At 47.0% G+C, this 22,883-nt stretch carries 17 protein-coding genes; 15 read left to right on the top strand and 2 right to left on the bottom strand.

Going from position 1 to position 22,883, the window contains the following annotated elements:
- Positions 1-867 (top strand): ROK family protein, encoded by an 867-nt coding sequence (locus tag GCWU000182_RS06275; protein WP_023391967.1) that lies wholly within the window; start codon positions 1-3, stop codon positions 865-867.
- A gap of 48 nt (positions 868-915) precedes the next feature.
- Here the strand turns inward: GCWU000182_RS06275 and GCWU000182_RS06280 are convergent, their stop codons facing one another.
- Positions 916-1,962 (bottom strand): DUF1189 family protein, encoded by a 1,047-nt coding sequence (locus tag GCWU000182_RS06280; protein WP_035364233.1) that lies wholly within the window; start codon positions 1,960-1,962, stop codon positions 916-918.
- 439 nt (positions 1,963-2,401) lie between these two features.
- Between GCWU000182_RS06280 and GCWU000182_RS06285 the strand changes: the two genes are divergently transcribed.
- The 13 genes from GCWU000182_RS06285 to GCWU000182_RS10205 all read left to right on the top strand — a co-directional run bounded on the left by GCWU000182_RS06285 (position 2,402) and on the right by GCWU000182_RS10205 (position 18,946).
- Positions 2,402-4,147, top strand: a complete 1,746-nt coding sequence (locus GCWU000182_RS06285; RefSeq protein ID WP_023391969.1) for an ABC transporter ATP-binding protein — start codon at positions 2,402-2,404, stop codon at positions 4,145-4,147.
- Positions 4,144-5,898, top strand: coding sequence for an ABC transporter ATP-binding protein (locus GCWU000182_RS06290; protein ID WP_023391970.1), 1,755 nt, complete (start codon positions 4,144-4,146; stop codon positions 5,896-5,898). Before GCWU000182_RS06285 ends, GCWU000182_RS06290 begins: the two co-directional genes overlap by 4 nt.
- 23 nt (positions 5,899-5,921) lie before the next feature.
- A complete protein-coding gene (locus GCWU000182_RS06295) occupies positions 5,922-6,461 on the top strand; it encodes a GNAT family N-acetyltransferase (protein WP_035364236.1) in 540 nt (179 codons plus the stop codon).
- A gap of 105 nt (positions 6,462-6,566) precedes the next feature.
- A complete protein-coding gene (gene gorA / locus GCWU000182_RS06300; protein ID WP_023391972.1) occupies positions 6,567-7,919 on the top strand; it encodes a glutathione-disulfide reductase in 1,353 nt (450 codons plus the stop codon).
- Between the two features lie 22 nt (positions 7,920-7,941).
- Positions 7,942-8,190: a hypothetical protein gene (locus GCWU000182_RS06305; RefSeq protein ID WP_023391973.1), complete on the top strand. Its 249-nt coding sequence runs from the start codon at positions 7,942-7,944 to the stop codon at positions 8,188-8,190.
- Between the two features lie 11 nt (positions 8,191-8,201).
- Positions 8,202-8,963: an acyl-ACP thioesterase domain-containing protein gene (locus GCWU000182_RS06310; RefSeq protein ID WP_023391974.1), complete on the top strand. Its 762-nt coding sequence runs from the start codon at positions 8,202-8,204 to the stop codon at positions 8,961-8,963.
- A 19-nt stretch (positions 8,964-8,982) separates the two neighbouring features.
- Complete coding sequence (gene map / locus GCWU000182_RS06315; protein WP_023391975.1) at positions 8,983-9,741, top strand: type I methionyl aminopeptidase; 759 nt, start codon at positions 8,983-8,985, stop codon at positions 9,739-9,741.
- Positions 9,742-9,899: 158 nt separating this feature from the next.
- A complete protein-coding gene (locus GCWU000182_RS10390; RefSeq protein ID WP_023391976.1) occupies positions 9,900-12,551 on the top strand; it encodes an FtsK/SpoIIIE family DNA translocase in 2,652 nt (883 codons plus the stop codon).
- A gap of 74 nt (positions 12,552-12,625) precedes the next feature.
- Positions 12,626-13,960: an FAD-dependent oxidoreductase gene (locus GCWU000182_RS06325; protein ID WP_023391977.1), complete on the top strand. Its 1,335-nt coding sequence runs from the start codon at positions 12,626-12,628 to the stop codon at positions 13,958-13,960.
- Between the two features lie 24 nt (positions 13,961-13,984).
- On the top strand, positions 13,985-15,328 hold the full coding sequence (locus GCWU000182_RS06330) for a DEAD/DEAH box helicase (RefSeq protein ID WP_023391978.1): 1,344 nt from the start codon (positions 13,985-13,987) through the stop codon (positions 15,326-15,328).
- A gap of 1,136 nt (positions 15,329-16,464) precedes the next feature.
- Complete coding sequence (gene ccpA / locus GCWU000182_RS06335; protein ID WP_023391980.1) at positions 16,465-17,469, top strand: catabolite control protein A; 1,005 nt, start codon at positions 16,465-16,467, stop codon at positions 17,467-17,469.
- Between the two features lie 134 nt (positions 17,470-17,603).
- Positions 17,604-18,290 (top strand): SatD family protein, encoded by a 687-nt coding sequence (locus tag GCWU000182_RS06340; RefSeq protein WP_023391981.1) that lies wholly within the window; start codon positions 17,604-17,606, stop codon positions 18,288-18,290.
- Complete coding sequence (locus tag GCWU000182_RS10205) at positions 18,287-18,946, top strand: hypothetical protein (protein WP_023391982.1); 660 nt, start codon at positions 18,287-18,289, stop codon at positions 18,944-18,946. Before GCWU000182_RS06340 ends, GCWU000182_RS10205 begins: the two co-directional genes overlap by 4 nt.
- 73 nt (positions 18,947-19,019) lie before the next feature.
- Here GCWU000182_RS10205 and GCWU000182_RS06350 read toward each other — a convergent pair whose 3' ends face one another.
- Positions 19,020-19,232, bottom strand: coding sequence for a YjzD family protein (locus GCWU000182_RS06350; RefSeq protein ID WP_023391983.1), 213 nt, complete (start codon positions 19,230-19,232; stop codon positions 19,020-19,022).
- A 202-nt stretch (positions 19,233-19,434) separates the two neighbouring features.
- On the opposite strand from GCWU000182_RS06350, the gene GCWU000182_RS06355 reads away from it, so the two are divergent.
- Positions 19,435-22,785: a DNA polymerase III subunit alpha gene (locus tag GCWU000182_RS06355; RefSeq protein ID WP_023391985.1), complete on the top strand. Its 3,351-nt coding sequence runs from the start codon at positions 19,435-19,437 to the stop codon at positions 22,783-22,785.
- Positions 22,786-22,883 lie beyond the last annotated feature (98 nt).

Here is a 22,883-nt window from a genome sequence, read left to right on the forward strand (position 1 = left end):
ATGATTGGAGCAATTGAATTAGGCGGTACAAAATGTGTCTGCGCTGTCTTCGAAATGGATGGAACCTTGATTGAACGTTTGAGTGTCCCAACTGAGACGCCAGCTGAATCCATGCCAAGCATGATTAACTTCTTCAAGAAATATAGTGGGATTAAGGCCTTTGGTTTTGGTTCTTTCGGCCCAATTGGGGCGAACCCTAATGGCAAGGACTATGGCTATATCACCAATACACCTAAATTACCATGGCAACATTTTGATTTCTTAGGTGCCTTCAAGAAGGAATTTGATGTGCCAATGGCTTGGACTACCGACGTCAACGTGGCAGCCTATGGTGAAATGAAGCAAGGAGCTGCGCGCGGCGTTGAAAACTGTATGTATATCACAATCGGGACCGGTGTGGGTGCTGGGGTCGTAGTAGGTGGCAAGATTATTAGTGGTTTTGCTCATCCTGAAGCCGGCCACATTAGCCTTAAACGTCATCCTGAAGACCACTATGAAGGCAAATGTCCTTTCCACCACGACTGCTTAGAAGGCATGGCTGCTGGACCAGCGATTGAAGCACGTTGGGGTAAGAAGGGGATTGAACTCAGCAATGAGTTGGAAGTCTGGAACTTAGAAGCCTATTACATTGCCCAAGCTATCTACAACTACTATTTGATTTTGAGTACTGAACGCTTTATCTTGGGTGGCGGGGTTATGAAGCAACGCCAACTCTTCCCAATGATTCGTGAGCATTTAGTGGCACTTAACAATAACTATGTGACCTTACCAGAATTAGAAGGTTTCATCGTGCCACCAGCTTTGGAAGATAATGCTGGTATTACCGGCTGTTACGAATTGGCTAAGGAACTCTTAGAAGCCAAGTAAAGCACTTAAGACATAAAAAAGCTAGGACTTGAGGTCCTAGCTTTTTATTTAATCATTATCCTGATTTTGGTCAGCAGAGTCTTGTGACTGCTGGTCATTTTGACTAGTGTGATCTTGAGGGGTTGCCTCTCCTGCTTTGTCTTCCTCTTCACCTTCACCTTGATCATGACGCTCTTGTCTGGCTTCTTGAATCAAGGACATGAAGCGTTCGTTCATTTCCTCAGGGCTTAGCTTATTGGCATCTTCCTGTAGGTCTTGCATGCCTTCCTTGAAGGCTTGGCTATTGAAGGCCGAGAAGAGACTCATCATAAAGCGCTGTTGGGCGTAATAAATGAAGGCCACTGTATAGAGGGCCAAGAATACAAAGAAGACAAATCCTAGAGGCATAATGATTTGTAAGAGGCCATAGATAAGGAAGGGAACAAAGGTCACTTGAATAACTAGGCGCATGGTCTGGCTAAAGAGTTTGAAGGACTTGGACCGCAGGGTAGTGAAGTGAGCCAAGTAAGAAATCAGTAGGACTACAAACCAATAGAGTAACCAGGAGATAATCCAAGCCACGATGAAAAGGGACAGATAAAAGAACCAGCGGTAATTTTCAATAGAGTTTAAAGTTTGGCTAGCGACTTGCTTGTTAAAGTTGGCCTTGTAGAGGTCCGTAATTTGCATCATACGTCCGGCAACTTGGCCGAAAGCCCGATCTTTGAAGAGGAAGACGCTAGCCATGGATTTAGTAGACAGTCGGCTAGCAATATCCGTTGGGATAGTAGGTTGGTCTTGGGGCCCGCCAACCGTTACGGTATCATCAACAACCAATTGGAAGGATTGAGATTGGAAGTAGACAGGCTTTTGGTCTTGAGCCAGCTCTAGCTTACCGTCAACAGTATGGAAATCCGGTAGGTTAGATGAGCTGGCTTTGACATCGTCAAAGAGTTGATTGAGTGGCTTGAGGATCACCAGGATAGAGGTGACCGTTAGCCAGAGGATAATCAGCCGGCTAAGACGACGGAAGAATTTAAAGGGCACCTTGGAAAGCCCGAAGATTTGTTGGGGCATTCGCAAGGAAGAAAAGATAATGGCAATTAATTGTTTCAATGTGGTCATCCTTTATATTAATCTAGAAATTGCTTTATACAGGCTTAGTTTACCGAAAGCCACACCATATTGCAAGCCAAGCTACCTGAAAGGGCCTAGGACTAAGGAAGTTTGTAAAATAATTTCAAGAAAGGCTTTACAAATACGATAAGCCTGTGGTATCCTAGAAAAGTAAGAAAAAATGAAAGAAAGGAGTATGTGTCATGATCTTAGTAACTAAAACCAAACAAGCCAAACAACACCCACTCCTTTTAGACGTCATGCTATAGACAAGTGCCATACTAGGCCTTATAGCCAAGAATATAGAAGATGATAAGACGCTAAGCTGGAGTGGCAAGGATTAGGACTAGATTCTGTGCCTTGTACTGTCCATCTTAGGGTCTTTTTTGTGCGTCTATTAGGGGATTTTACCTATCTAACTATATTAAGGGGGATTTTTATGTTAGCTGCTATGTGGCAATTCATTAAACGTTATCCGATGACTTACCTGATTATTCTGCTTTCCATTATTGCCGACTATATCTTGTTGGTCATTCCTACGCGCGTAACTCAGGCCATTATTGATGCCATGGCCGACCACTCGCTGACGGGTCAGAGCCTGGCTCTCTTCATTGGCATTTTACTGGTGGTGTCGGTGGCTCAGTACACATCTGCATACCTATGGATGAGTCGACTCTTTAGTCAATCGGCATTCTATATCAAGGAAGTCAAGCTCAATCTCTACCAGAAGATCATCAGCATGCGGATTCAATTTTTTGAGAAGTTCCGTTCAGGCGACATGATGACTCGCTTTACTTCTGATGTTAGGGGAATTGAGGATTTTATGGGCTATGGCTTAATGGGCTTTCTCTTATCCGCGGGTACCTACTTTATCATTATTCCCATTATGCTATCTATTTCTTGGAAGGTGACCCTCTTAGCTCTTATTCCTTCTAGTCTCATCCTGCTTCCTCTTGTAATCTTAACGCGTCGACAAGAAGAAGCCGTGACGCAACAACGCGATGCGGTTGCTTCCCTTAGTAATGAGGTCTTAGAGGTCATAGAAGGCATTCGAGTGACGCGCGCTTACGGTAACAAACAAGAATCCAGTCAACGTTTCCAGGCAAAAACGCGCGATTTAGCCAGCAAGGCTATCCGGATTATGTACTACCAAGCGGCGTTTTGGCGCCTATCCATTACCATTATCTCTCTGACTGCGGCCTTAGTCATTGGCGTAGGGGGACTGGAAATGGCGGCAGGGCATTTGACCTTGGGCCAAGTTATTGCCTTGCAACTCTATTCACTTTCACTGGCTGAACCGCTCTGGTCCTTAACCGATTTGATTGTTGTCTATCAAAATGCCAAAGTCAGCCATGGTAAGATCCAAGAATTATTGGAAGCTAGCGATGATTTGGCCAGTCAAGGGACTCAAAGGCTAAGTGACCTAGAGGAGCTGAGCCTAGCTGATTATAGTTTCCGCTATCAAGGAGCTTCTGAAGACAGTCTCCGTCACATTCATCTGCGTCTGAAGAAAGGCCAGACCCTGGGGATTGTCGGTAAGACAGGTAGCGGCAAGACCACCCTGGTTCGCCAATTCCTATGCCAGTATCCCATTGGCCAGGGAGAATTCTTAGTCAACAACCAACCCATCAGTGATTTTAATCGTCACGATATGGAAAAGCTGATTGGTTTTGTACCGCAAGAACACTTACTCTTTTCACGTACCGTAAGGGAGAATATTCTCTTGGGTAATCCTTCTGCCAGTCAGAAACAAGTGGATGTTGCGGTGGCCATTGCAGCCTTTAGCCAAGACTTGGAACGTATGTCGGAGGGCTACGACACTCTGATTGGTGAGAAAGGGGTGGCCATATCAGGCGGTCAGAAACAACGTATCTCCATCGCCCGCGCCATGATTAAGGAACCCGAGCTCCTCATCTTAGACGATGCCTTATCGGCAGTTGATGCGCGGACCGAACGTATTATTATTGAAAATATCCAAACCCTACGAGCCGGTAAGACCAATATTATTACTACCCATCGCTTATCAGCTGTGGAGCATGCCGATTGGATTGTGGTCCTAGACCAAGGCCGCATTGTAGAAGAAGGTCGCGCAGAAGATCTCATGGCCCTAGGCGGTTGGTATGCTGAACAAGCATGGCGGCAACGCCTAAATGAAGAAGTCTCAGAAGAGGAGGTGATGGCATGAGTATCCCATTAAGATTATTTCGATTGGTCAAGGTAGAGTGGCGTCTATTCCTCCTAGGCCTAGTGCTCTTGGGCGGGGAGACCATTATTCAAAACTATGCCCCCTTAGAAATTCAAAGAGTCATTGACCAGGTGCTCACGCCTGTCTTCAATCAGGGCAAGGAACTGGATAGGGCAGCTATGCTGCAACATCTGGGCTTCTATGTAGGCCTGATTGCCTTAGCTTCGATTATTGGCTATTTTGCTAGTATTATCTTAATGTCATGTGCCAACCGTATAGTGGAATACATCCGCAATAAGGCCTTCGACGTCATGCAGAATCTGCCAGTCTCATATTTTGATGATAAGCCTGCCGGCAAGGTTTCCTCTCGCATTATTAATGACACGGAGACCCTTAGAAGCAACTTCTACGGTGGTATCATGTCTCAAGCCTTTCTTAATTTGACTCAGGTAATCATTATTTATGTCTTTATCTTTAGCTTGAACTGGTATATCGGTTTGGCCCTTTTACTGCTCTTACCACTCTTTTATTGCTGGTATGTGCTCTACAGTCGCCAAGTCTCTCAGGCCATGAAGGTTTTCTTCGAAGCTCAGAGTGAGGTTAATTCCCAGGTCAATGAAACCATGAACGGTAGTGTCATGATTCAGCTTTCGCACATAGAAGACAGCTTCAAATCCCGTTTCCAAACAATCGTAGAGCAGATGTACCAAGCAGCCCTAAAATGGATTCACGTGGACTCCACGGTCTCCTGGAGCTTGGGCGAATTGCTCAACCGGTTCTTTGTAGCCTTAATTTTGGCTGTGGTGGGTTATCAATTCTTGGGGCAGACTCTGGCTATTACAGTCGGCCAGCTCTTTATCTACATCAACTACTTGGATCGTCTCTTCATGAACCTCAATAACTTCGTCCGGCAATTCTCCCAGATTCAACAATCGGTGGCTACCGGCCAACGGGTCCTGGAATTACTGGACGCGGAGCAGGAAGTGGAGGTAGACCGAGACTTGGTAGTGACGCAAGGTCAAGTCGAATTCAAAGATGTCCATTTCGCCTATGTGCCAGGTCAACCTGTCTTGAAGGATTTGAATCTGCTAGCTCAGCCAGGTCAGACCATTGCCTTGGTGGGACATACAGGGTCAGGTAAGAGTTCTATGATTAATCTCTTGTTCCGCTTCTATGACCCCCAAGAAGGTCAGATTCTCATTGATGGCCAAGCCATTGGTGACTATTCCCGTGAGAGTGTCCGCAAGGAAATGGGGATTGTGCTGCAAGATCCTTATCTCTTCACTGGAACTATTGCTTCCAATGTGACCATGGGGAATGAGGCCATTGATGATGCGGCTGTCTGGCAAGCCCTTGAGCGGGTTGGGGCCAAGGATATGGTCAGTCGCCTGCCTCAAGGCATTCAGGCTCCTGTTTTTGAAAAAGGGGCTACCTATTCCAGTGGTGAACGCCAACTGATTAGTTTTGCCCGAACACTGGCTGCGGATCCTAAGATTTTGATTCTGGATGAGGCAACCTCCCATATCGATACGGAAACGGAGGAAATCATCCAACATGCCATGAAGGTCGTGAGCCAGGGGCGGACCACCTTTATCATTGCCCACCGTCTGTCGACTATTCAAGACGCTGATTTAATTTTGGTCTTACATGAAGGCCAGATTGTGGAACGCGGCAATCACCAAGCCTTGCTGGCCCAAGACGGACGCTATGCTGAAATGTACCGCATGCAGCTACAACAAGCCAATGGCTAGTAGCAGTGAAAAGGAGGCTTATGATGAGTAACTTGTATCTTAAGGAGATTAGTCCAGCTGATTATCCGGCCCTAGCAGCCTATCGTCAGGTCTATCTCAATCGTCAATTAGTCGCCCATGGCTGTGGTGACCTTGAAAACTATGACGATATGGTGGCTTGGCATCAAAGACAAGTGGCCATGACCAAACGTGAGACGCTGCCCCAGGGCTATGCGCCAGCCAAAATATGGTTAGTGATGGAGCCGGCCACTCAGGATAGTGCCAGTGATCGCTTGATTGGTCTAAGTAATTTACGGCTTGAATTAACGGATTATTTACGTCAGTTCGGTGGTCATGTCGGTTACTCCATCGCGCCAGATTGCTGGGGCCAGGGTTATGGCACTCAACTTTTGGCCTTAACTCTAGATAAGGCCCGTCAAGAAGGGCTCCAGCGGCTACTGATTACCTGTGACAAGACCAATCTAGGTTCAGCACGCGTCATTGAGAAGAATGGCGGTATTTTGGAAAATATGGTGACGGAAGCAGACGGCAATCTCTTGTGTCGTTATTGGATTGACTTATAGCTGATAGAAAGCGGGAGCCTGTCTCCCGCTTTTTGAGCATTATAGAAGGGATTTTGAACCAAATGGTGTAGTATAGAAGGGTAGAGATTATAAGGAGGTATTTGCATGACTGCAAACTATGATTTAATTGTAATTGGTGGCGGTAGCGGCGGTGTGGCGACAGCCAATCGCGCGGCTATGTACGGCGCCAAGGTAGCCTTGATAGAAGGCAAACGCTTAGGAGGAACCTGTGTTAACGAGGGCTGTGTGCCTAAGAAAATCACCTGGTACGCGGCTCATATGGCCGATGTTATGAACCAAGTGGGGCCAGGCTATGGTTTCCAAGATGTTCACTATCAGTTTAACTATCAGGAATTTGTTAAGGCGCGCGATACTTATGTGGCCAATGCCCGCGCTAGCTATGAACGTGGCTTATTAAATAATGGCATTGATTACATCAAGGGCTATGCTAAATTCATCGATAATCATACGGTCCAAGTTAATGGTCAGACCTATTCTGCACGTTACTTTATGGTTGCCACAGGTGGCCGTCCAGCGGTGCCAAAAGTGCCAGGCCACGAGCTCTTGGATACATCTGATTCCTTCTTCGAATGGCAAGACCTGCCTCAATCCGTTGCCGTTGTGGGGGCTGGCTATATTGCCGTAGAGTTGGCCGGTGTTTTACATGCTTTGGGAGTAGAATCTCACTTAGTAGTCCGCTATGACCGCCCATTACGTAAATTTGATTCCATGCTTAGCCAAGCCTTGTTGGACACTATGGCTGATCATGGCCCAACTTTACACGCTCATACCCAATTTGACGCCTATCGTCGTCGCCAGGATGGCAAGATTGAATGCTTGTATCAAGGTCAAGTAGTCTTAGTAGTGGATCGGGTCATTGCAGCCATTGGTCGGGCCCTTAATTCCGACGCTCTAGGCTTGGAAAATACCGACATTCAAGTCAATGAACGAGGCATTATCCAAGTCAATGACCAACATCAGACGGCCGTCCCACATATTTATGCAGTAGGGGATGTCATTGGTCGCCCAGCCTTGACGCCAGTCGCTATCCGTGCTGGACGTCACGTGGCAGAGTTCCTTTTCAATGGGGCAGCCTCTGCCGCCATTGATTACAGCCAAATTCCAACAGTTGTCTTCTCCCACCCGGCAATTGCCACAGTGGGTTACACTCAAGAAGAAGCAGAAGCTAAATTCGGGGCAGACAATCTTAAAGTCTACACTAGCCAGTTCAACTCCATGTATCAACGGGCTGCCGGACTCAATGTTCCTTCTAAGTTTAAGCTGGTTTGCCAAGGCCCTGAAGAGAAGATTGTCGGCCTTCACGCCATTGGCGAAGGGGTAGACGAAATGCTACAAGGCTTTGCGGTAGCCATTAAGATGGGGGCGACCAAGGCTGACTTCGATGCCACCATCGCCATTCACCCAACCGGTTCAGAAGAGTTTGTTACCATGCGTTAAGACTTGAGCTGGAGGCGAGATAATGGTAATATCTTTATTAGTTGGCGTCTTCCTGGGCTGGCTCATGGCCTTACTCTACCATGAGTTACCTGAAAGCAGAAGTCGCTTCATGGTAGCCGGCTTAATTGGTGCCTGGATTGGTAATTATTTTTGGTTCAAGCTAGGGCCTGCCATCTATGGATTTGCGCCGATTCCAAGTTTCTTGGGGGCAGGGCTCTTCCTAGGTCTAGCCTGGTTACTGGTTAATTTAACGGTCTCAAGCAAGCAATAAAGAGGTGTTCTATGGTTCAAACCCGCTTTTCTAAGTTTTTCCCACGTCAAGAAATCGTCCACAAGCAGGGGATTATTGAGCCCCAGCGCATGATTCGTTATGCTCTCATCACCTCTGGCGCTCATGACCAAGCGGTTCGGACCCAACTCAACTATGCCTTTGTCACTGAGTCCCAATCTTGGATTGTCACCCAGTACCGTTTGGAGCTAGTTGATCGCTATCAAGGACAGGATGACCTAAGGGTTGAAACCTTAGTCTGTGAGGCCAACCGTTTCTTCTGTAATCGTCGCTTCCGCTTCTATGAAGGAGACCGGCTGCTGGCCATTGTGGAAGCCCAATATGTCATCTTGGACTTGGATAAGCGCCGAATTGTGCGCTTACCAATTGAGGCTTTCCAAGAGGCTAATTTGGTTATAGCAGACGAAGAGCCGGCTCACTTCGACCCGGTTAAATGGGAAGGGGATCAAGCCCAAGAAAGCAAGACTCTTCCCCTGGTCATTACACCGGAGGTCATTGACGAAAATGGTCATGTTAACAATCTGGTCTATATTGGCTGGGCCCTGGATCAATTAGCCAGTCAAGCGCCATACTCTAGCTGTTATATCAAGTATGGCAGTGAACTTCTGCCTAATGACCAAGTGGAAATCCGAAGCCAGGTTCTTCCTCTGGGCGACCAGCAGTGGGTGACCGATCATCAAATCTATAATGTAAGTAAGGATAAAGTTGCCTGTCTGGTTCAGTTTGTCTGGAACCAGCCGGTTGACTTAGCTTAAGAAGGAGTGTATCTAATCCATGATTACCTTAAAATCACCGCGTGAAATCGAGGCTATGGCTAAGTCCGGCGAGATTTTAGCGGGCATTCACGTGCAGTTGCGTGACTTTATTAAACCAGGTTTAACAACAGCTCAAGTGGACAAGTTTGTGCAAGACAAGATTGAAGCTGCTGGGGCAGTGGCCGCTCAAATTGGCTATGAAGGTTATAAATATGCGACTTGTACCAGTGTTAATGACGAAATCTGCCATGGTTTCCCATCCAACTATGTGCTTAAGGACGGGGATATCGTCAAAGTAGACTTCTGTGTGGATTTGGCAGGGGCAATTTCCGATTCTTGCTGGACCTATGCTGTCGGTCAGGTAAGTCCTGAGAACCAAGCCCTTATGGAGGTGACCAAGGAAGCTCTCTATAAGGGGATTGAAGCAGCTCAAGTTGGTAACCGTATTGGAGATATCGGCCATGCCATCCAAACCTATGCAGAAGCTAAGGGTTATGGGGTAGTCCGTGACTTTATCGGCCATGGCATTGGTCCAACTATCCATGAAGAACCAGGTATTCCGCATTATGGGACCAAGGGCAAGGGCTTGCGCCTCAAGGAAGGCATGACCATCACCATTGAGCCAATGATTACCACTGGTACTTGGCAAATGAAGATGGACAATAATGGTTGGACGGCACGTACCCGCGATGGGGGCAATTGTGCTCAGTATGAACATTCCTTAGTGATTACCAAGGAAGGCCCACGCATTCTAACCCAACAAGTGCCTGAGGGCTAGTTAGCTCTTTACGGCTTTAATAGATAATTGGGAAGAGAGGATTGATTTCCCCTCTTTTTTTGCTTAGATAAGTCGGGCTCAATCATGCTATTTAAGGGATTTTATGCTATAATAGTGAGTGATGAACATTTTTACTAATTGATGAAGGAGGGGACCCTATGGCGCCGAAGAAAAAGACGACAACCAAGAAAAAAACAGGCTCAAGACCTGGCAAGAAGACCCAAGCAAGTCGTCAGCACCATGCCCTAAATCTCTCTGAACATACCACCTATTTGATTCTGGGTATTATGATAAGTTTTGTAGCTCTACTAGGCCTCTTTCAATGGGGGGCGCTAGGCGCTCTGATTGTTAATGGCTTTCGACTTCTAGTTGGGGAGACCTATGCCTTGTTGCTAGCGCCTATCTTGGCCTTAGGCCTCTATATGATTGTCAAGGGCCAACTCTTTGTGGTCCGGCTCCAGCATTTCCTAGGTGGTGTCATGACCTTGACGGCTCTAACCAGCCTACTGCATGTCAACCAATTTATTGGTCAGGAACCACTGCCACAGTCTATTTTTTCTATGACCTATCAGATTTTCCGCAATGAGATCTTGATGGGCCAAGTCCGCGTTCCAATGGGGGGCGGCATGCTAGGGGCCATGACCTATGCGACCTTTGGTTACCTCTTCGGCAAATGGGGCACCTATCTGCTGGTTGTCATCCTCTTCCTAGCAGGATTCTCCCTCTTACTCAATCTGCCATGGCAGGCTTGGCAAGGCTTGTTTGCCCGTATGTCGACAGGGATTCAAGGCCTTAGCCGGCGCCTCTTTCCGCCAAGCCAAGCGACAGAGCAAGAGCCAGCTAATCAAGTCTTCTATTCAGAAGATGAGGTGGAAGCCGCTCCACAAGCTCCAAGCAGATCTTCGAGTCGTAAATTATCACTATCTGAGCGTTTCTTTGGCTTTGTCGAGGAGGAAGATCAGGAGCCGGAACTAGATGATGCGGAGCACAATCTACCTAATCGTCTCAGACGTCGACCAGTAGTTAACTGGGAAGGTGAGGAGACTAGCAGAGCTCAGGCTCCTGTCTTAGATTTAGATTATCTAGAAGGCCAAGGCGCCCAAGAAGACACGGTGCCAATCGTTATAGCCAACGCGCATCAAGCGGAGGCGGACTGGGAGTCAGAAGACAATGTATTCGATATAGAGCCAGCTCCGGTATCAGACTTAGCGTCTGTCGAACCAGAACTTGAACCTAGCAAGCTACTAGCGCCAGTAGCAGATGCCGCTGCCGGCCATTGGCAGGCTCAAGCTCATGAACGAGCTGACTTAACGCGGGATGACTTGGACAGCCAATTAGATCAAATGGCGGAACAAGAAGGGCCTCAGACGCCAGTGGCCATTAAGAAACCACGGGCTCATAAACCTTATCAACTGCCTGGTAAGAACCTACTTAAGAAAATTCCGCCTGTTGACCAGTCGGAAGAATACGCCCGTATTAACGAGAACATTGCCAAGTTAGAGCGGACCTTTGAAAGTTTTGGCGTTCAGGCCAAGGTAGTTAAGGCCAACTTAGGCCCGTCTGTTACCAAGTATGAAATTCAGCCAGCTATCGGGGTCAAGGTCAGCAAGATTGTTTCCTTATCGGATGATATTGCCTTGGCGCTAGCGGCGCGCGATGTCCGCATGGAAGCCCCAATTCCGGGCAAGTCCTTAATTGGGATTGAAGTACCCAACACCCAGGTTAGTCCAGTTTCCTTCTGGGAAATCATTGATGCAGCGCTGGAAAGCAAGCACATTTTGGAAGTGCCACTTGGACGCGACATTTCGGGTGTGGTCTGCTTGGCTGACTTGAGCAAAATGCCTCACTTGCTGATTGCCGGGGCGACGGGTTCCGGGAAGTCGGTTGGGATGAACGTCATCATCACCTCCTTGCTGATGAAGGCTAAGCCAGATGAAGTTAAATTCCTCATGATTGACCCTAAGAAGGTTGAATTAACCATGTATGATGGCGTGCCTCATTTGTTGGCGCCAGTTGTGACCAATCCACGTAAGGCTGCCCAAGCCCTCAATAAGGTTGTCCAGGAAATGGAACGACGCTATGAACTCTTTGCCGCGACGGGTGTACGTAACATTGATGGTTATAATGAGCAAGTAGACAACTATAACAAGGAGCAGGGGACTGGCTACGAAGCCATGCCTAAGATTGTGGTCTTCATTGACGAGTTGGCAGACCTCATGATGGTGGCTAGCAATGAAGTGGAATCAGCCATTATTCGTCTGGCCCAAATGGCGCGGGCGGCCGGGATCCACATGATTATTGCCACTCAACGGCCATCGGTCGATGTTATTACCGGGATTATCAAGGCTAATGTGCCGTCCCGTCTGGCCTTTGCTGTCTCCTCTAGTATCGATTCCCGGACTATCTTGGATAGTAACGGGGCGGAGAAATTACTAGGTCGTGGGGATATGCTCTTCCAGCCTATGGGTAAGAACAAGCCTGTCCGGGTCCAAGGGGCCTATATCTCTGACTCAGAAGTTGAGAAGATTACGGAATTTGTTAAGAATCAACAGGAAGCAGAGTATGATGAAACCATGATGGTATCCGATGATGAGACTGGTGGAGCAGCTAGCGCATCTGATGATGAATACTTTGGTGAAGCAGTTGAGCTGATTCGTGGTCTTGAGACCATCTCTATCTCGCAATTACAACGTAAATTCCGGATTGGTTATAACCGTGCTGCCCGTTTGATTGATGATTTAGAAGCGCAAGGCTATATTGGGCCACAAGACGGGTCCAAACCGCGTCAGGTTTTTGTCCAAGCTGACTAATTTGCGGTTGAAAAGGGCGCCAAAGGGCGTATACTTAAGAGTGTGTAAGTCATAAGTTTAAGGGAGGATATGTCATGTCAAAAACTATTATCATAGGGGGTTCCTTTGCGGGTTTAAGCTGTGCGCTCCAAGCCAAGCAACTCTACCCTGACATGGAAGTGCAAGTCTTCGATAGCCAAGAAACAGTGGGCTTCATTCCAAGTGGGATGAACCTAGTCCTCAATCATGAAGTAGACCAATTAGAAGCGGCTAGCTTTATCTCGGAGAAAGAAGTGCGGGCAGCTGGTGTCCAACTCTATCTAGGCCATCAAGTGGTGGAAGTAGACATGAAAGCCAAGTGGTTACGTGCTAAGAATCTTAAGACCCAAGTCATTACAGACTATCCTTATGATCAGCTAGTACTGGCAATGGGGTCTAAGCAAACCGGTCACCTAGTTGCCCATCTAGACCACCCCGCTATCATCTCGACCAAGGACATTGGATCTGCCCACCATGCCTTAGAAGTCTTAGAAGATGCCGGACATGTGGTGGTTGTTGGTGGGGGCCAAATCGGGATTGAAGCCTGTGAAGCCCTAGTTAACGCCAATAAGCAAGTGACTTTGATTGAAGCCAATGATAGCCTGGCTGAACGTTATTTTGATCCTGATTTTGTTGAAGAAATCGAAGCCGCTATTGAAATCGTGGGGGTCGACCTGCGTGTCGGAAGCAAGGTAGCTTCTGTTGAAACTGACCCGCTACGGGTTATCCTAGAAGATGGTGATGAAATCTATGCGGACGCCATCCTCATGGGGGTCAATCTCTTCCCTAATAGCAGCCTGGTGTCGGATCAAGTTGAGCTTAATCCAGACAAGACCATCTGGACCAGTCCTTACTTAGAAACTAGCGTGACCGATGTTTTTGCGGTAGGGGACCTAGTTCAAGTACCTTATGCTGACCAAGGTCGTGACTTTATTGCTTTGGTTAACAATGCTATTCGTTCCGGCCAGATTGCAGCCTTTAACCTCAAGGAAAATCGCGTCAAGCAAGCTACCTCCCTGCGGGTCATTGGTTCACGTATCTTCAGCCAATATGTGGTCAGTGTGGCTAAGACGGAACATGAAGCCAATGGAACCAGTGCTCAGCCCGTTCAGACTATCACAGTTACAGCTGACTACTCCTTAACGGATTCAACCCCTGTTTATCTCAAGCTCATTACGGAGGCGGAGACAGGACGCATTCTGGGGGCCAAAATGCGTTCAGAATCTAATATTTTGACCTATGCTGACACCCTGGCCTTGGCAATTGGACAAGGCCTGACGGACCAAGAATTAGCCTTCCAAGACCGTCTCTATTATCCTTTAGAGACCGTCGCCAACCCTATTATTTACCGCGCTGCCTTGGAGTCTTATGCCCAACGGGTAGCAAAATAAGCAAATGCAAGAAAGAGGTGACCTATGACTAGGCCAACCATTGAAAGTCTCGAGCTAGCCCCTTTTATTAAGGAAGCTCTCGGGCAACTGGGATTTTCCCGCCTAACGCCTGTGCAAGAGGCGGTCATTCCCTATGCCCTCAAAGGGCGCAACCTGATTGTCCAATCCCAAACGGGCTCAGGTAAGTCTCATAGTTTTTTGATTCCTATTTTCCAGCAACTAGACCCTAGCTTGGACCAAGTCCAAGTGGTGATTACAGCCCCTAGCCGGGAATTGGCTACCCAGCTCTACCAAGCGGCCAAGCAACTGGCTAGCACAAGTCCAGAGCCTTTGCGGGTTGTGCATTATATGGGCGGGACAGATAAGCAACGTCAAGTGGATAAGTTGCAGGCGGGTCAACCCCAAGTCGTGATTGGGACGCCAGGTCGTATCTATGACTTGATGGCTAGCCATGCCCTCCATGTTCAAACCGCCAAAATCATGGTAGTCGATGAAGCCGATATGACCATGGATTTAGGTTTTCTTCAAGTGGTCGATGATATTGCTTCTCGCATGCCAGAAGATTTGCAGCTCATGGTCTTCTCTGCAACCATTCCTCAACAGCTTGAGGTCTTCCTCAACAAGTATGTGACCAACCCTGAGTTCATCCAGATTGAGCCTCAGGAGGTCTTAGCTAGCAAGATAGATAACTACCTGATTAATACCAAAGGGCGGGACCGCTCGGCCTTGGTCTATGATCTCTTAACCATGGGCCATCCTTTCCTGGCCTTGGTCTTCTGTAATACTAAGAAGTATGCTGCAGAATTGACCCAATGCCTCAAGGAACGTGGCCTAAAGGTGGCCTCCATTCACGGGGATTTAACGCCACGTGAACGTAAACGGGTCATGCGTCAAATCAAAGACTTAGAATATCAATATGTCGTCGCTTCTGACTTGGCTGCTCGTGGGATCGACATTCCAGGTATTTCCATGGTCATTAACACGGAATTACCTAAGGAGCTGGAATTCTTCGTGCACCGGGTAGGGCGGACAGGGCGTAATCAGCTGGCCGGCACCGCCTATACCTTCATGACGCCGGATGACGATCGGGCGATTGTGGAATTAGAAGCCAAGGGCATTGACTTCCAACAGGTTGACTTAGTCAAGGGCGAAATCCGTCCTGTTCAGTCACGCCATCGTCGTTTGGAACGGACGGACACCAAGCAGGATAAGGAAGATCCAACCGTAAGGGCCATGATTAACCGTAACAAGAAGAAGAAGGTTAAGCCTGGCTATAAACGTAAGCTCAATTACCAAATCAAGGAGCACCGCCAGAAGGAAGCCCGTAAGCAGAAAAGGGCAGAGCGGCGCCAAGCTCGAAAAGCTTAGCTAATGATTTAAGAGACTAACAATTGTTAGTCTCTTTTTTGTATGTGATTTGACGATTGACTAACATATGTGTGAATCATTATTGTGATAAGAGGGGATTTTTGCTTAATTTTAAAAGTTTGAAAGCTGATTAAGCATCCTATGCAAGAGGATTTCGAACTTTTTATTTACTTGTGAAAGGCTGCTATCAACACTTGTCTATTCAAATATCTTAGCCTAGGAATGAAATTCTATTTCAATCATTTTGCCTATTGCATTCTATTCCCTTATCAGGTATAATCTAATTGAAAGGTTTATCTTGAGCTTATTTTCAATCTTTTGTGGATCTTGGGTTGAAAATTTATTTCGTTCAACTAATTGTAATGCGCCGACGAAAATGTGAGACGCATTAAAGAGAGAAATGCGTTATAATAGTCTCATAAGATGTTAGTTCCTTGCTTTAAGTTTTCGACAACGAGGATTTAAAGGAGGGTAGTAGCAGCCTTCTAACAAATTGACTATATGTCCGTATGATCCCCTTAATGAACTTATCATGACGAAAGTCTTTGGGTCTTATCGTAGTATGTGTATGCCGATTTCATGCTACTTATAACCCCGGAAGACTTCCAATCAGACGTCATATGGGCATAAGCACTCAATTTAAACCTTCTTAGTCAGGTTAATGACTAAGCAATCCCTTCTATGATAGGTATCCCCTAATGCCTATGATAGAAGTCCCCTCTTGATACGGATATGCCGAATCCGTTGCAGCCGAGCTCCCTCTCGGCTGTTTTTTTATATTTTTGTCTTTCTTTGTCCCAGTCTTGAGCTGGGATTTTTTTATTTTCTCTTCAGACTAAGGCTTTTTATAATCTCTTTATATGAAAGTAGTTCAAATTAGATATAGGAATTTATTTGTGAATTTTACTTTCTTTCAAGTTAGAAGAGCGCTAAATTAGGATTTTTGGTTTTTCGACTCTCTTTTATGCAAATTCCGCTTACATTTGTCTTTGAAAACTTTTCATTTTTCTCAAACTTTTTCAAGGTAAGGGCATAGAATGGGTGATAAAATGTAAGTAAAACGCTTGCTAAACCTTTTTGTTTATGGTACTTTATAAGAGTATAAAAGTGTTTACCTAGGAAGTGAGGCATCAAGTATGGAAAAACAGACTATTACCATCTACGACGTTGCACGAGAAGCTGGCGTCTCCATGGCGACAGTATCTCGTGTGGTAAACGGCAACCCTAACGTTAAACCGTCAACTCGAAAAAAAGTATCAGAGGTCATTGAGCGCTTGGACTATCGTCCTAACGCCGTAGCGCGTGGCTTGGCAAGTAAGAAGACTACTACTGTTGGGGTCATCATTCCTAACGTGACCAATGTTTTCTTCTCGTCTCTAGCTCGCGGGATTGATGATATTGCGTCTATGTATAAGTACAACATTATTCTGGCAAACTCTGATGAAAACCCAGAAAAAGAAGTGCAAGTATTCAACACCTTGTTAGCCAAACAAGTGGACGGGATTATCTTCATGGGGAACGATATCCAAGAAAGCATCCAACATGAAGTCAACCGTACGCGCACACCTGTTGTCTTTGCTGGGACCATTCTGTCTAACACAGAGCTTTCCAACGTCAACATTGACTACCGTCAAGCCACTAAGGAAGCGACTGCTTTACTCTTGGCTCATGGCCGTAAAGTTGGCTTAGTAACGGGTCCTGGTGAATATGATATCAACCGTGACTTCCGTCTCCAAGGCTACTCAGAAGCCCTTAAGGAAGCAGGCGTTAAGTTCAAACAAGACCTAGTCATTCAAAAGCAATTCACATACGCTGATGGCGATAAGATTGCAGCGCAATTGATTGCAGCTAAGGCTAATGCGGCCGTTATTGCTGACGATGAAATTGCAGTAGCAGTCCTCAATGCTTTGACCGATCGTGGTGTCAAAGTCCCACAAGACTTCGAAATCATTACGGGTAACAACTCAATGTTGACCCAAGTGGTCCGTCCTAAGTTGTCCAGTATCCAAATTCCGCTCTATGATATCGGGGCGGTGGCAATGCGTCTCTTGACCAAAATCATGAACAATGAAGAAGTGGAAGAGCACCAAATTATCTTGCCACACAGATTCATTGCCCGTGGTTCAACTTTAGAAGATTAAGACTAATGTCAAAAACCAAGGGTTAAGTAAGCCCTTGGTTTTTGGTCTATTATAATGGACTTTATTGATTTGGTCTATTATAATGGACTTTATCGATTTGGTCTATTATAATAGACTTAAGAGAGGAGGTCACTATGAATCAATACTATGCTTTAATTGGTGACATCATTGAGTCACGCCAACTAGCCAATCGTGCCCAGCAGCAAGGAGCCTTAAGCCAGGTCCTCGATAACTTGAATGACCGCTATCAGACCCACTTGGCCTCACGTTTTAGCCTAACCCTTGGCGATGAATTTCAAGGCCTAGTCAAAGTAGGGGCACCCATCTTTCAAATGATTGATGAATTGCGTTTGGCCCTGCCTGACTTAAATCTGCGTTTTGGCCTTGGACTAGGTGAGATTCTTACCAGCATTAACCCAGCCCTTAGTCTGGGGGCCGATGGGCCGGCATATTGGCGGGCGCGGGAGGCCATCCAACAAGTGCATCAACAGCATCACTACGAGACAGTCCATGTCTATCTGGTGACGGGGCAAGAGGATCAGGATGCGACTTTGAATCATAGCCTGGCCTTGAGTGAGTTTGTTCGTTCTTCTTGGATCCAATCGCAAATGGAAACCTTCCGGACCATCTTAGACTTGGGTTATTATCAGTCGCGCTTTGATCAGAAGCGAGTGGCATCAGCCCTTGGTCTATCCTCTAGCGCCTTCGCCAAACGCATGAAATCGAGTGGCATCAAACTCTACTTGGATGTCAAAAATGACCTCAATCAGGCGATTGAGAATCTGGCCAGACAGGCAGCTCAAGGAGGGGAGAGCGCATGATATCAACCTATTCAATGGGCCTCTACTATGCGCTAGGCTGGATCTTAATCGAAAGCTATTACCGACCTTATGGCCAGGCCTTCTTAAAAGGGCGATTGGCCTGGTTAGAGCCTTGGATGCTCTACATGGTCTGGGGCGCCTTGCTCTTGGGACCTAATCTTGTCGCAGGGGGCCTGCTGATTGGCCTAGGAGTAGTGAATGCTGTCCTAGGCAAATTACTTAAGTCTAAACAAGTGTCTCTCATAATGGCCCTACTTTTACTTGGTGCTAGTCTTTATGCGGCAAAAGTAGGTTGGGTTTGGCCATACAAAGCTGATTGGCTGTGGACAGCCCTCTATGCCTTGTGGTTAGGAGCTCCTGTTAACCAACTATTCCATTTCCTCTTCCGACGTTTTCAACCTGAAATTGAGATTGATGACGCGACCATTGAAGGGGCAGGGGCCACAATTGGGATACTAGAGCGTCTGATAACGGGCTTGCTCTTAGTTAGCCAGAATTATGCCGCCTTGGGCTTGGTTTTCACGGCCAAATCCATCGCCCGCTACGATAAAATTTCCAAGAACAGCGCCTTCGCTGAATACTATCTCATTGGCTCACTCTTTAGTCTCTTGGCCGTTTTAGTACTCTATCAGGTCTATCAATTAGGAAGCTGGTAGGCCCAAGCTAGTAAAAATAGCCCTAGCAGTTTGGATGAAGAATCCAGACTGCTAGGGCTATTTATCTAGGCTATTAGGAATGCGCCTCTTTGCTTGCTTGAGCTTGGGAGCTGTCACCTTGAACGCTCTCCATGATTCGCGCCACAACGGCGACAACAATGGTAATGACAAAAGCCAAAATAGTCCCGCCCACTAAATCGTATTGGGCGCGTGTGAGTGAGCTACCTAGGTAGTAGACGATTTGTCCCAGGATGAAGCTCCAGAAAAATGTGACGATATATTTCATACTTTCCCTTCTTTCCTTTACAGTATAAGTGTAGCATATTTGCCAAATAATACAATGAAAAAGTTTTTGTTGCTAGTTCTTAACCAAATTTGCTTAAAGCTAAGCTCTACCTTGTACTTTAAGGCATTTCATGGCACAATAAAGGAGAGCGTGGTCGAATGCCTGTTCGGACCGCAAAAAGGGCTTGAGAGGAGGAAATCCCATGCTATTTAATGTTCATTCTGCCAATTCATTACTCGCCAGCACCTTGACGATTCCGTCCTATGTGGAAGCAGCTAAGGAACGGGGCTATCAAATCCTGGGTTTAGCAGATGTTCACAGCCTGCAAGGGGCGCTAGACTTCTATAATCGTTGTCAGGCTGCTGGTCTCAAGGCCATGATTGGGGCGACCATTAAGCTGCCTGGGGCTCTTAAGCAAACACAAGTTTATCCCTTCCTAGTTTATGCCCTCAATCAAGCAGGTTATTATGAATTAATTGGCCTTATTCGACGCCTGAGCCATCAGCCCCTGTCGCCAGGTGCTATTTGGGATTATCTGACCCAGTCCTGCCACAATTTATTCTATATCTCTTGTGGCCATGCCAGCGAAGTGGAACAAACCTTGATTCATAGTGGTGACCAAGAAGCTAGCTTAGTCTTAGAACGCTTGGAGCAAGTCTTTGGGCCAGGCAATGTCTATCTGGGGGTAGCGGCTTTCCCTTATAATCCAGTTGAAGGTGAGGCCCTTAAGGCCTTTGCTAAGGCTTATCAAGTTCCGCTAGTAGTGGGGCAGGGGGTCTCGACCTTAAATCAAGGCGATGCCTTCAGTCTTAAGGTTTTAGAAGCTATTGGGGCTAATGAGACCTTAGACGTGGAATTACGGGCCATGCAAGGGGTCCACTATGTCTATAATTGGGCGGATTTGGAGGCCCAGTACGTCCGTTTGGGCTTAGCTGACTGTTTGACTAATAGTCGCCAACTAGCAGACCGTATGCAGGTATCCTTGCCACAAAATCAGGCCTTTCTGCCAAAATTTCCGACGCCAGACCACTTGCCAGCTAGTCAATTCTTGCGAGACTTAACTCAGTCGGCATTAGAAGACTTGAGGCCTGCTGATTTGGCGGTCTACCAGCAGCGGCTTGACTATGAGCTAGAAGTTATCGATAGTATGGGCTTTAGCGACTATTTCCTCATTGTCTGGGATATTATTGTTTACTGCCAAAGTCACGCCATCCGAGTAGGGCCAGGTCGGGGTTCGGCGGCTGGCTCCTTAGTTTCCTACCTATTAGGGATTACGCGCGTCGATCCCATCCAATACAACTTACTCTTTGAGCGTTTCTTAAATCCAGAGCGCTATAATATGCCCGATATTGATATGGATATTCCCGATAATAAACGCCAACAAGTTTTGCATTATGTGGTCGAGCGCTATGGCCAAGAGCAGGTCGCTCAAATTGCCACCTTGGGAACCTTCGGGGCTCGAGCCGCCATGCGGGATACCTTACGAGTTCTAGGGGCGGATAGTGAGACCTTACGAGTCTGGGCGCGCGCCATACCAAAAGAGTTGGACATTAGCTTGCCTCAGGCCTATCAGAAGTCGGCTGCCTTACGCCAGTTAGTCAGTCAATCAGAGACCAACCAGCAGCTCTTCCAAGTGGCGCAAACCATCGAGGGCTTGCCGCGTCACATTTCAACCCATGCCGCGGCGGTGGTCATTCATGACCAAGCCTTGGATCAGGTTATTCCAGTCGTAGAACGACCTAACCAACCTCTTATGACTCAATTTACCATGTACGATGTGGAGAAGGTTGGCCTGCTTAAGATGGACTTCCTAGGCCTGAGAAACCTCAACCTGCTAGATACCATCATTAAGCAGGTTCAAAAGAGCCAAGCTGATTTTGATATTGAAGCAATTTCCATGGAAGATGCTCAAACGCTGGCCCTCTTCCGGGCGGCGGATACTAATGGGGTCTTCCAGTTTGAATCAGACGGCATTAAGCAAGTCCTACGCAAGTTGCAACCAGAGCGCTTTGAAGATATAGTAGCCGTCAACGCGCTCTTCCGTCCGGGACCAATGAAGCAGATTGACCACTATGTAGCGCGTCGTCATGGCAAGGAAAGCTATCAGGCTATCCATCCTATCCTGGAAGAAATCTTAGCGCCAACCTATGGCATCATCGTCTATCAGGAACAAGTCATGCAGGTCTGTCAACGTATGGCCGGTTTCAGCTTAGGACAGGCCGACTTGCTAAGACGGGCCATGGGTAAAAAGCAAGCCGATGTCATGGCGCGAGAACGCGAGCATTTCATTAGGGGGGCTAGAGAGCAGGGGATAGAACCTGAGATTGCGTCAGCTACCTACGACTATATCTATGAGTTTGCCAGCTATGGCTTCAACCGCTCGCACGCGGTGGTCTATTCGACCTTAGCCTTCCAACTGGCCTATCTCAAGGTCCATTACCCTCTAGCTTTCTACCAAGCCCTCTTGAATATGGGCAGTTCCAACCAGACGACCATGGCCGACTATATTCTGGAGGCCAAACGGCATACAGGTCCACTCCTTGGCCTCAATCTCAATGAGAGTCAGATAGGCTTTAGTGTCAGTGGACAGCAACTCCAAGTAGGTCTCTCAGCCATCCGGACCTTACGCCATGACTTTGTCAGTCACATAGTAGAGGATCGTCAGCTCTTAGGACCTTACACCGGCCTCTTGCATTTTATGCAGCGGCTACCTAAGAAATGGCTCAAGCACGAGTGGCTAGAAAGTCTGATTAGTGTAGGGGCCTTTGACTATACTGGCATGAACCGGCCAACCTTGCTTAAGAACCTAGACAAGCTCATGCAAAGTGTCACCTTCAGTGGCGGTAATTTGTCGCTCTTTCCAGAGCTAGAGCCACGAATTGAATGGGTGGAGGACTGGAACCCTAGCCAAAAGCGGGATAAGGAAGTGGAAATACTGGGCTTCTCCTTAGAGGGGCATCCAGTGGCAACTTATCAAGCCTTTGCCAAGTCCCATCCCAACTTACTGTCAGTAAGAGATATCTTAGCGGCCCAACCAAACCTCAAGGTCCAAACCCTAGTCTTAGTCAAAGGCATCCGGGTCATTAACACTAAGAAGCAGGAATTAATGGCCTTCCTCGAACTAGAAGACGAAGTAGCTAGCATTAGCGGGGTAGTCTTCCCGCAAAGCTATCGACACTATGTCTCGCTGCTTAAGGAGGGACAGGTCTTGCTAGTAGAAGGGACGGTCGAATTAGACCGCCAAGGGCGCCATCAGCTGATTATTAAGCGCCTGTCTCCAGTCAATGAACAGGAAGCCAAGGCACCAAATAGCCCGAATGAGCATCCTTTCCAACGTTGCTTTGTCCAGGTCAAGGCCTTCCAGGACCTCAAACCTTTTCTGCCAGGCTTAAGAAAATTTGCCGATCAATATTCTGGACCGGTAGCCATGATTTTAGTCGATGGCAATCGTCAGACCTTCCAATTGGATGATGCCTATCGGGTCTCCTATGGCCAGAAAGCGCAAGCAGAATTAGCAAAACTACTGACTCCTTTCAAAATTATCTACAAGTAATCGATTACATCTATTATTTTCGAAAAAATGTATGACTTTAGCCAATAAAAGTGGTAAAATAAGCCTTGGATATCAGTCCAAGTCGATTGATTACAATT

The organism is Abiotrophia defectiva ATCC 49176 (assembly GCF_000160075.2).
In the GTDB taxonomy this organism is placed as follows: Bacteria; Bacillota; Bacilli; order Lactobacillales; family Aerococcaceae; genus Abiotrophia; species Abiotrophia defectiva.

What these genes read in the sequence shown, in the direction of transcription:
- ccpA (WP_023391980.1), top strand. Translation starts at nt 16,465, where the DNA reads ATGGAAAAACAGACTATTACCATCTACGACGTTGCACGAGAAGCTGGC.
- map (WP_023391975.1), top strand. Translation starts at nt 8,983, where the DNA reads ATGATTACCTTAAAATCACCGCGTGAAATCGAGGCTATGGCTAAGTCC.
- GCWU000182_RS10390 (WP_023391976.1), top strand. Translation starts at nt 9,900, where the DNA reads ATGGCGCCGAAGAAAAAGACGACAACCAAGAAAAAAACAGGCTCAAGA.
- GCWU000182_RS06285 (WP_023391969.1), top strand. Translation starts at nt 2,402, where the DNA reads ATGTTAGCTGCTATGTGGCAATTCATTAAACGTTATCCGATGACTTAC.
- gorA (WP_023391972.1), top strand. Translation starts at nt 6,567, where the DNA reads ATGACTGCAAACTATGATTTAATTGTAATTGGTGGCGGTAGCGGCGGT.
- GCWU000182_RS06305 (WP_023391973.1), top strand. Translation starts at nt 7,942, where the DNA reads ATGGTAATATCTTTATTAGTTGGCGTCTTCCTGGGCTGGCTCATGGCC.
- GCWU000182_RS06275 (WP_023391967.1), top strand. Translation starts at nt 1, where the DNA reads ATGATTGGAGCAATTGAATTAGGCGGTACAAAATGTGTCTGCGCTGTC.
- GCWU000182_RS06310 (WP_023391974.1), top strand. Translation starts at nt 8,202, where the DNA reads ATGGTTCAAACCCGCTTTTCTAAGTTTTTCCCACGTCAAGAAATCGTC.
- GCWU000182_RS06325 (WP_023391977.1), top strand. Translation starts at nt 12,626, where the DNA reads ATGTCAAAAACTATTATCATAGGGGGTTCCTTTGCGGGTTTAAGCTGT.
- GCWU000182_RS06355 (WP_023391985.1), top strand. Translation starts at nt 19,435, where the DNA reads ATGCTATTTAATGTTCATTCTGCCAATTCATTACTCGCCAGCACCTTG.
- GCWU000182_RS06295 (WP_035364236.1), top strand. Translation starts at nt 5,922, where the DNA reads ATGAGTAACTTGTATCTTAAGGAGATTAGTCCAGCTGATTATCCGGCC.
- GCWU000182_RS06290 (WP_023391970.1), top strand. Translation starts at nt 4,144, where the DNA reads ATGAGTATCCCATTAAGATTATTTCGATTGGTCAAGGTAGAGTGGCGT.
- GCWU000182_RS10205 (WP_023391982.1), top strand. Translation starts at nt 18,287, where the DNA reads ATGATATCAACCTATTCAATGGGCCTCTACTATGCGCTAGGCTGGATC.
- GCWU000182_RS06350 (WP_023391983.1), bottom strand. Translation starts at nt 19,232, where the DNA reads ATGAAATATATCGTCACATTTTTCTGGAGCTTCATCCTGGGACAAATC.
- GCWU000182_RS06340 (WP_023391981.1), top strand. Translation starts at nt 17,604, where the DNA reads ATGAATCAATACTATGCTTTAATTGGTGACATCATTGAGTCACGCCAA.
- GCWU000182_RS06330 (WP_023391978.1), top strand. Translation starts at nt 13,985, where the DNA reads ATGACTAGGCCAACCATTGAAAGTCTCGAGCTAGCCCCTTTTATTAAG.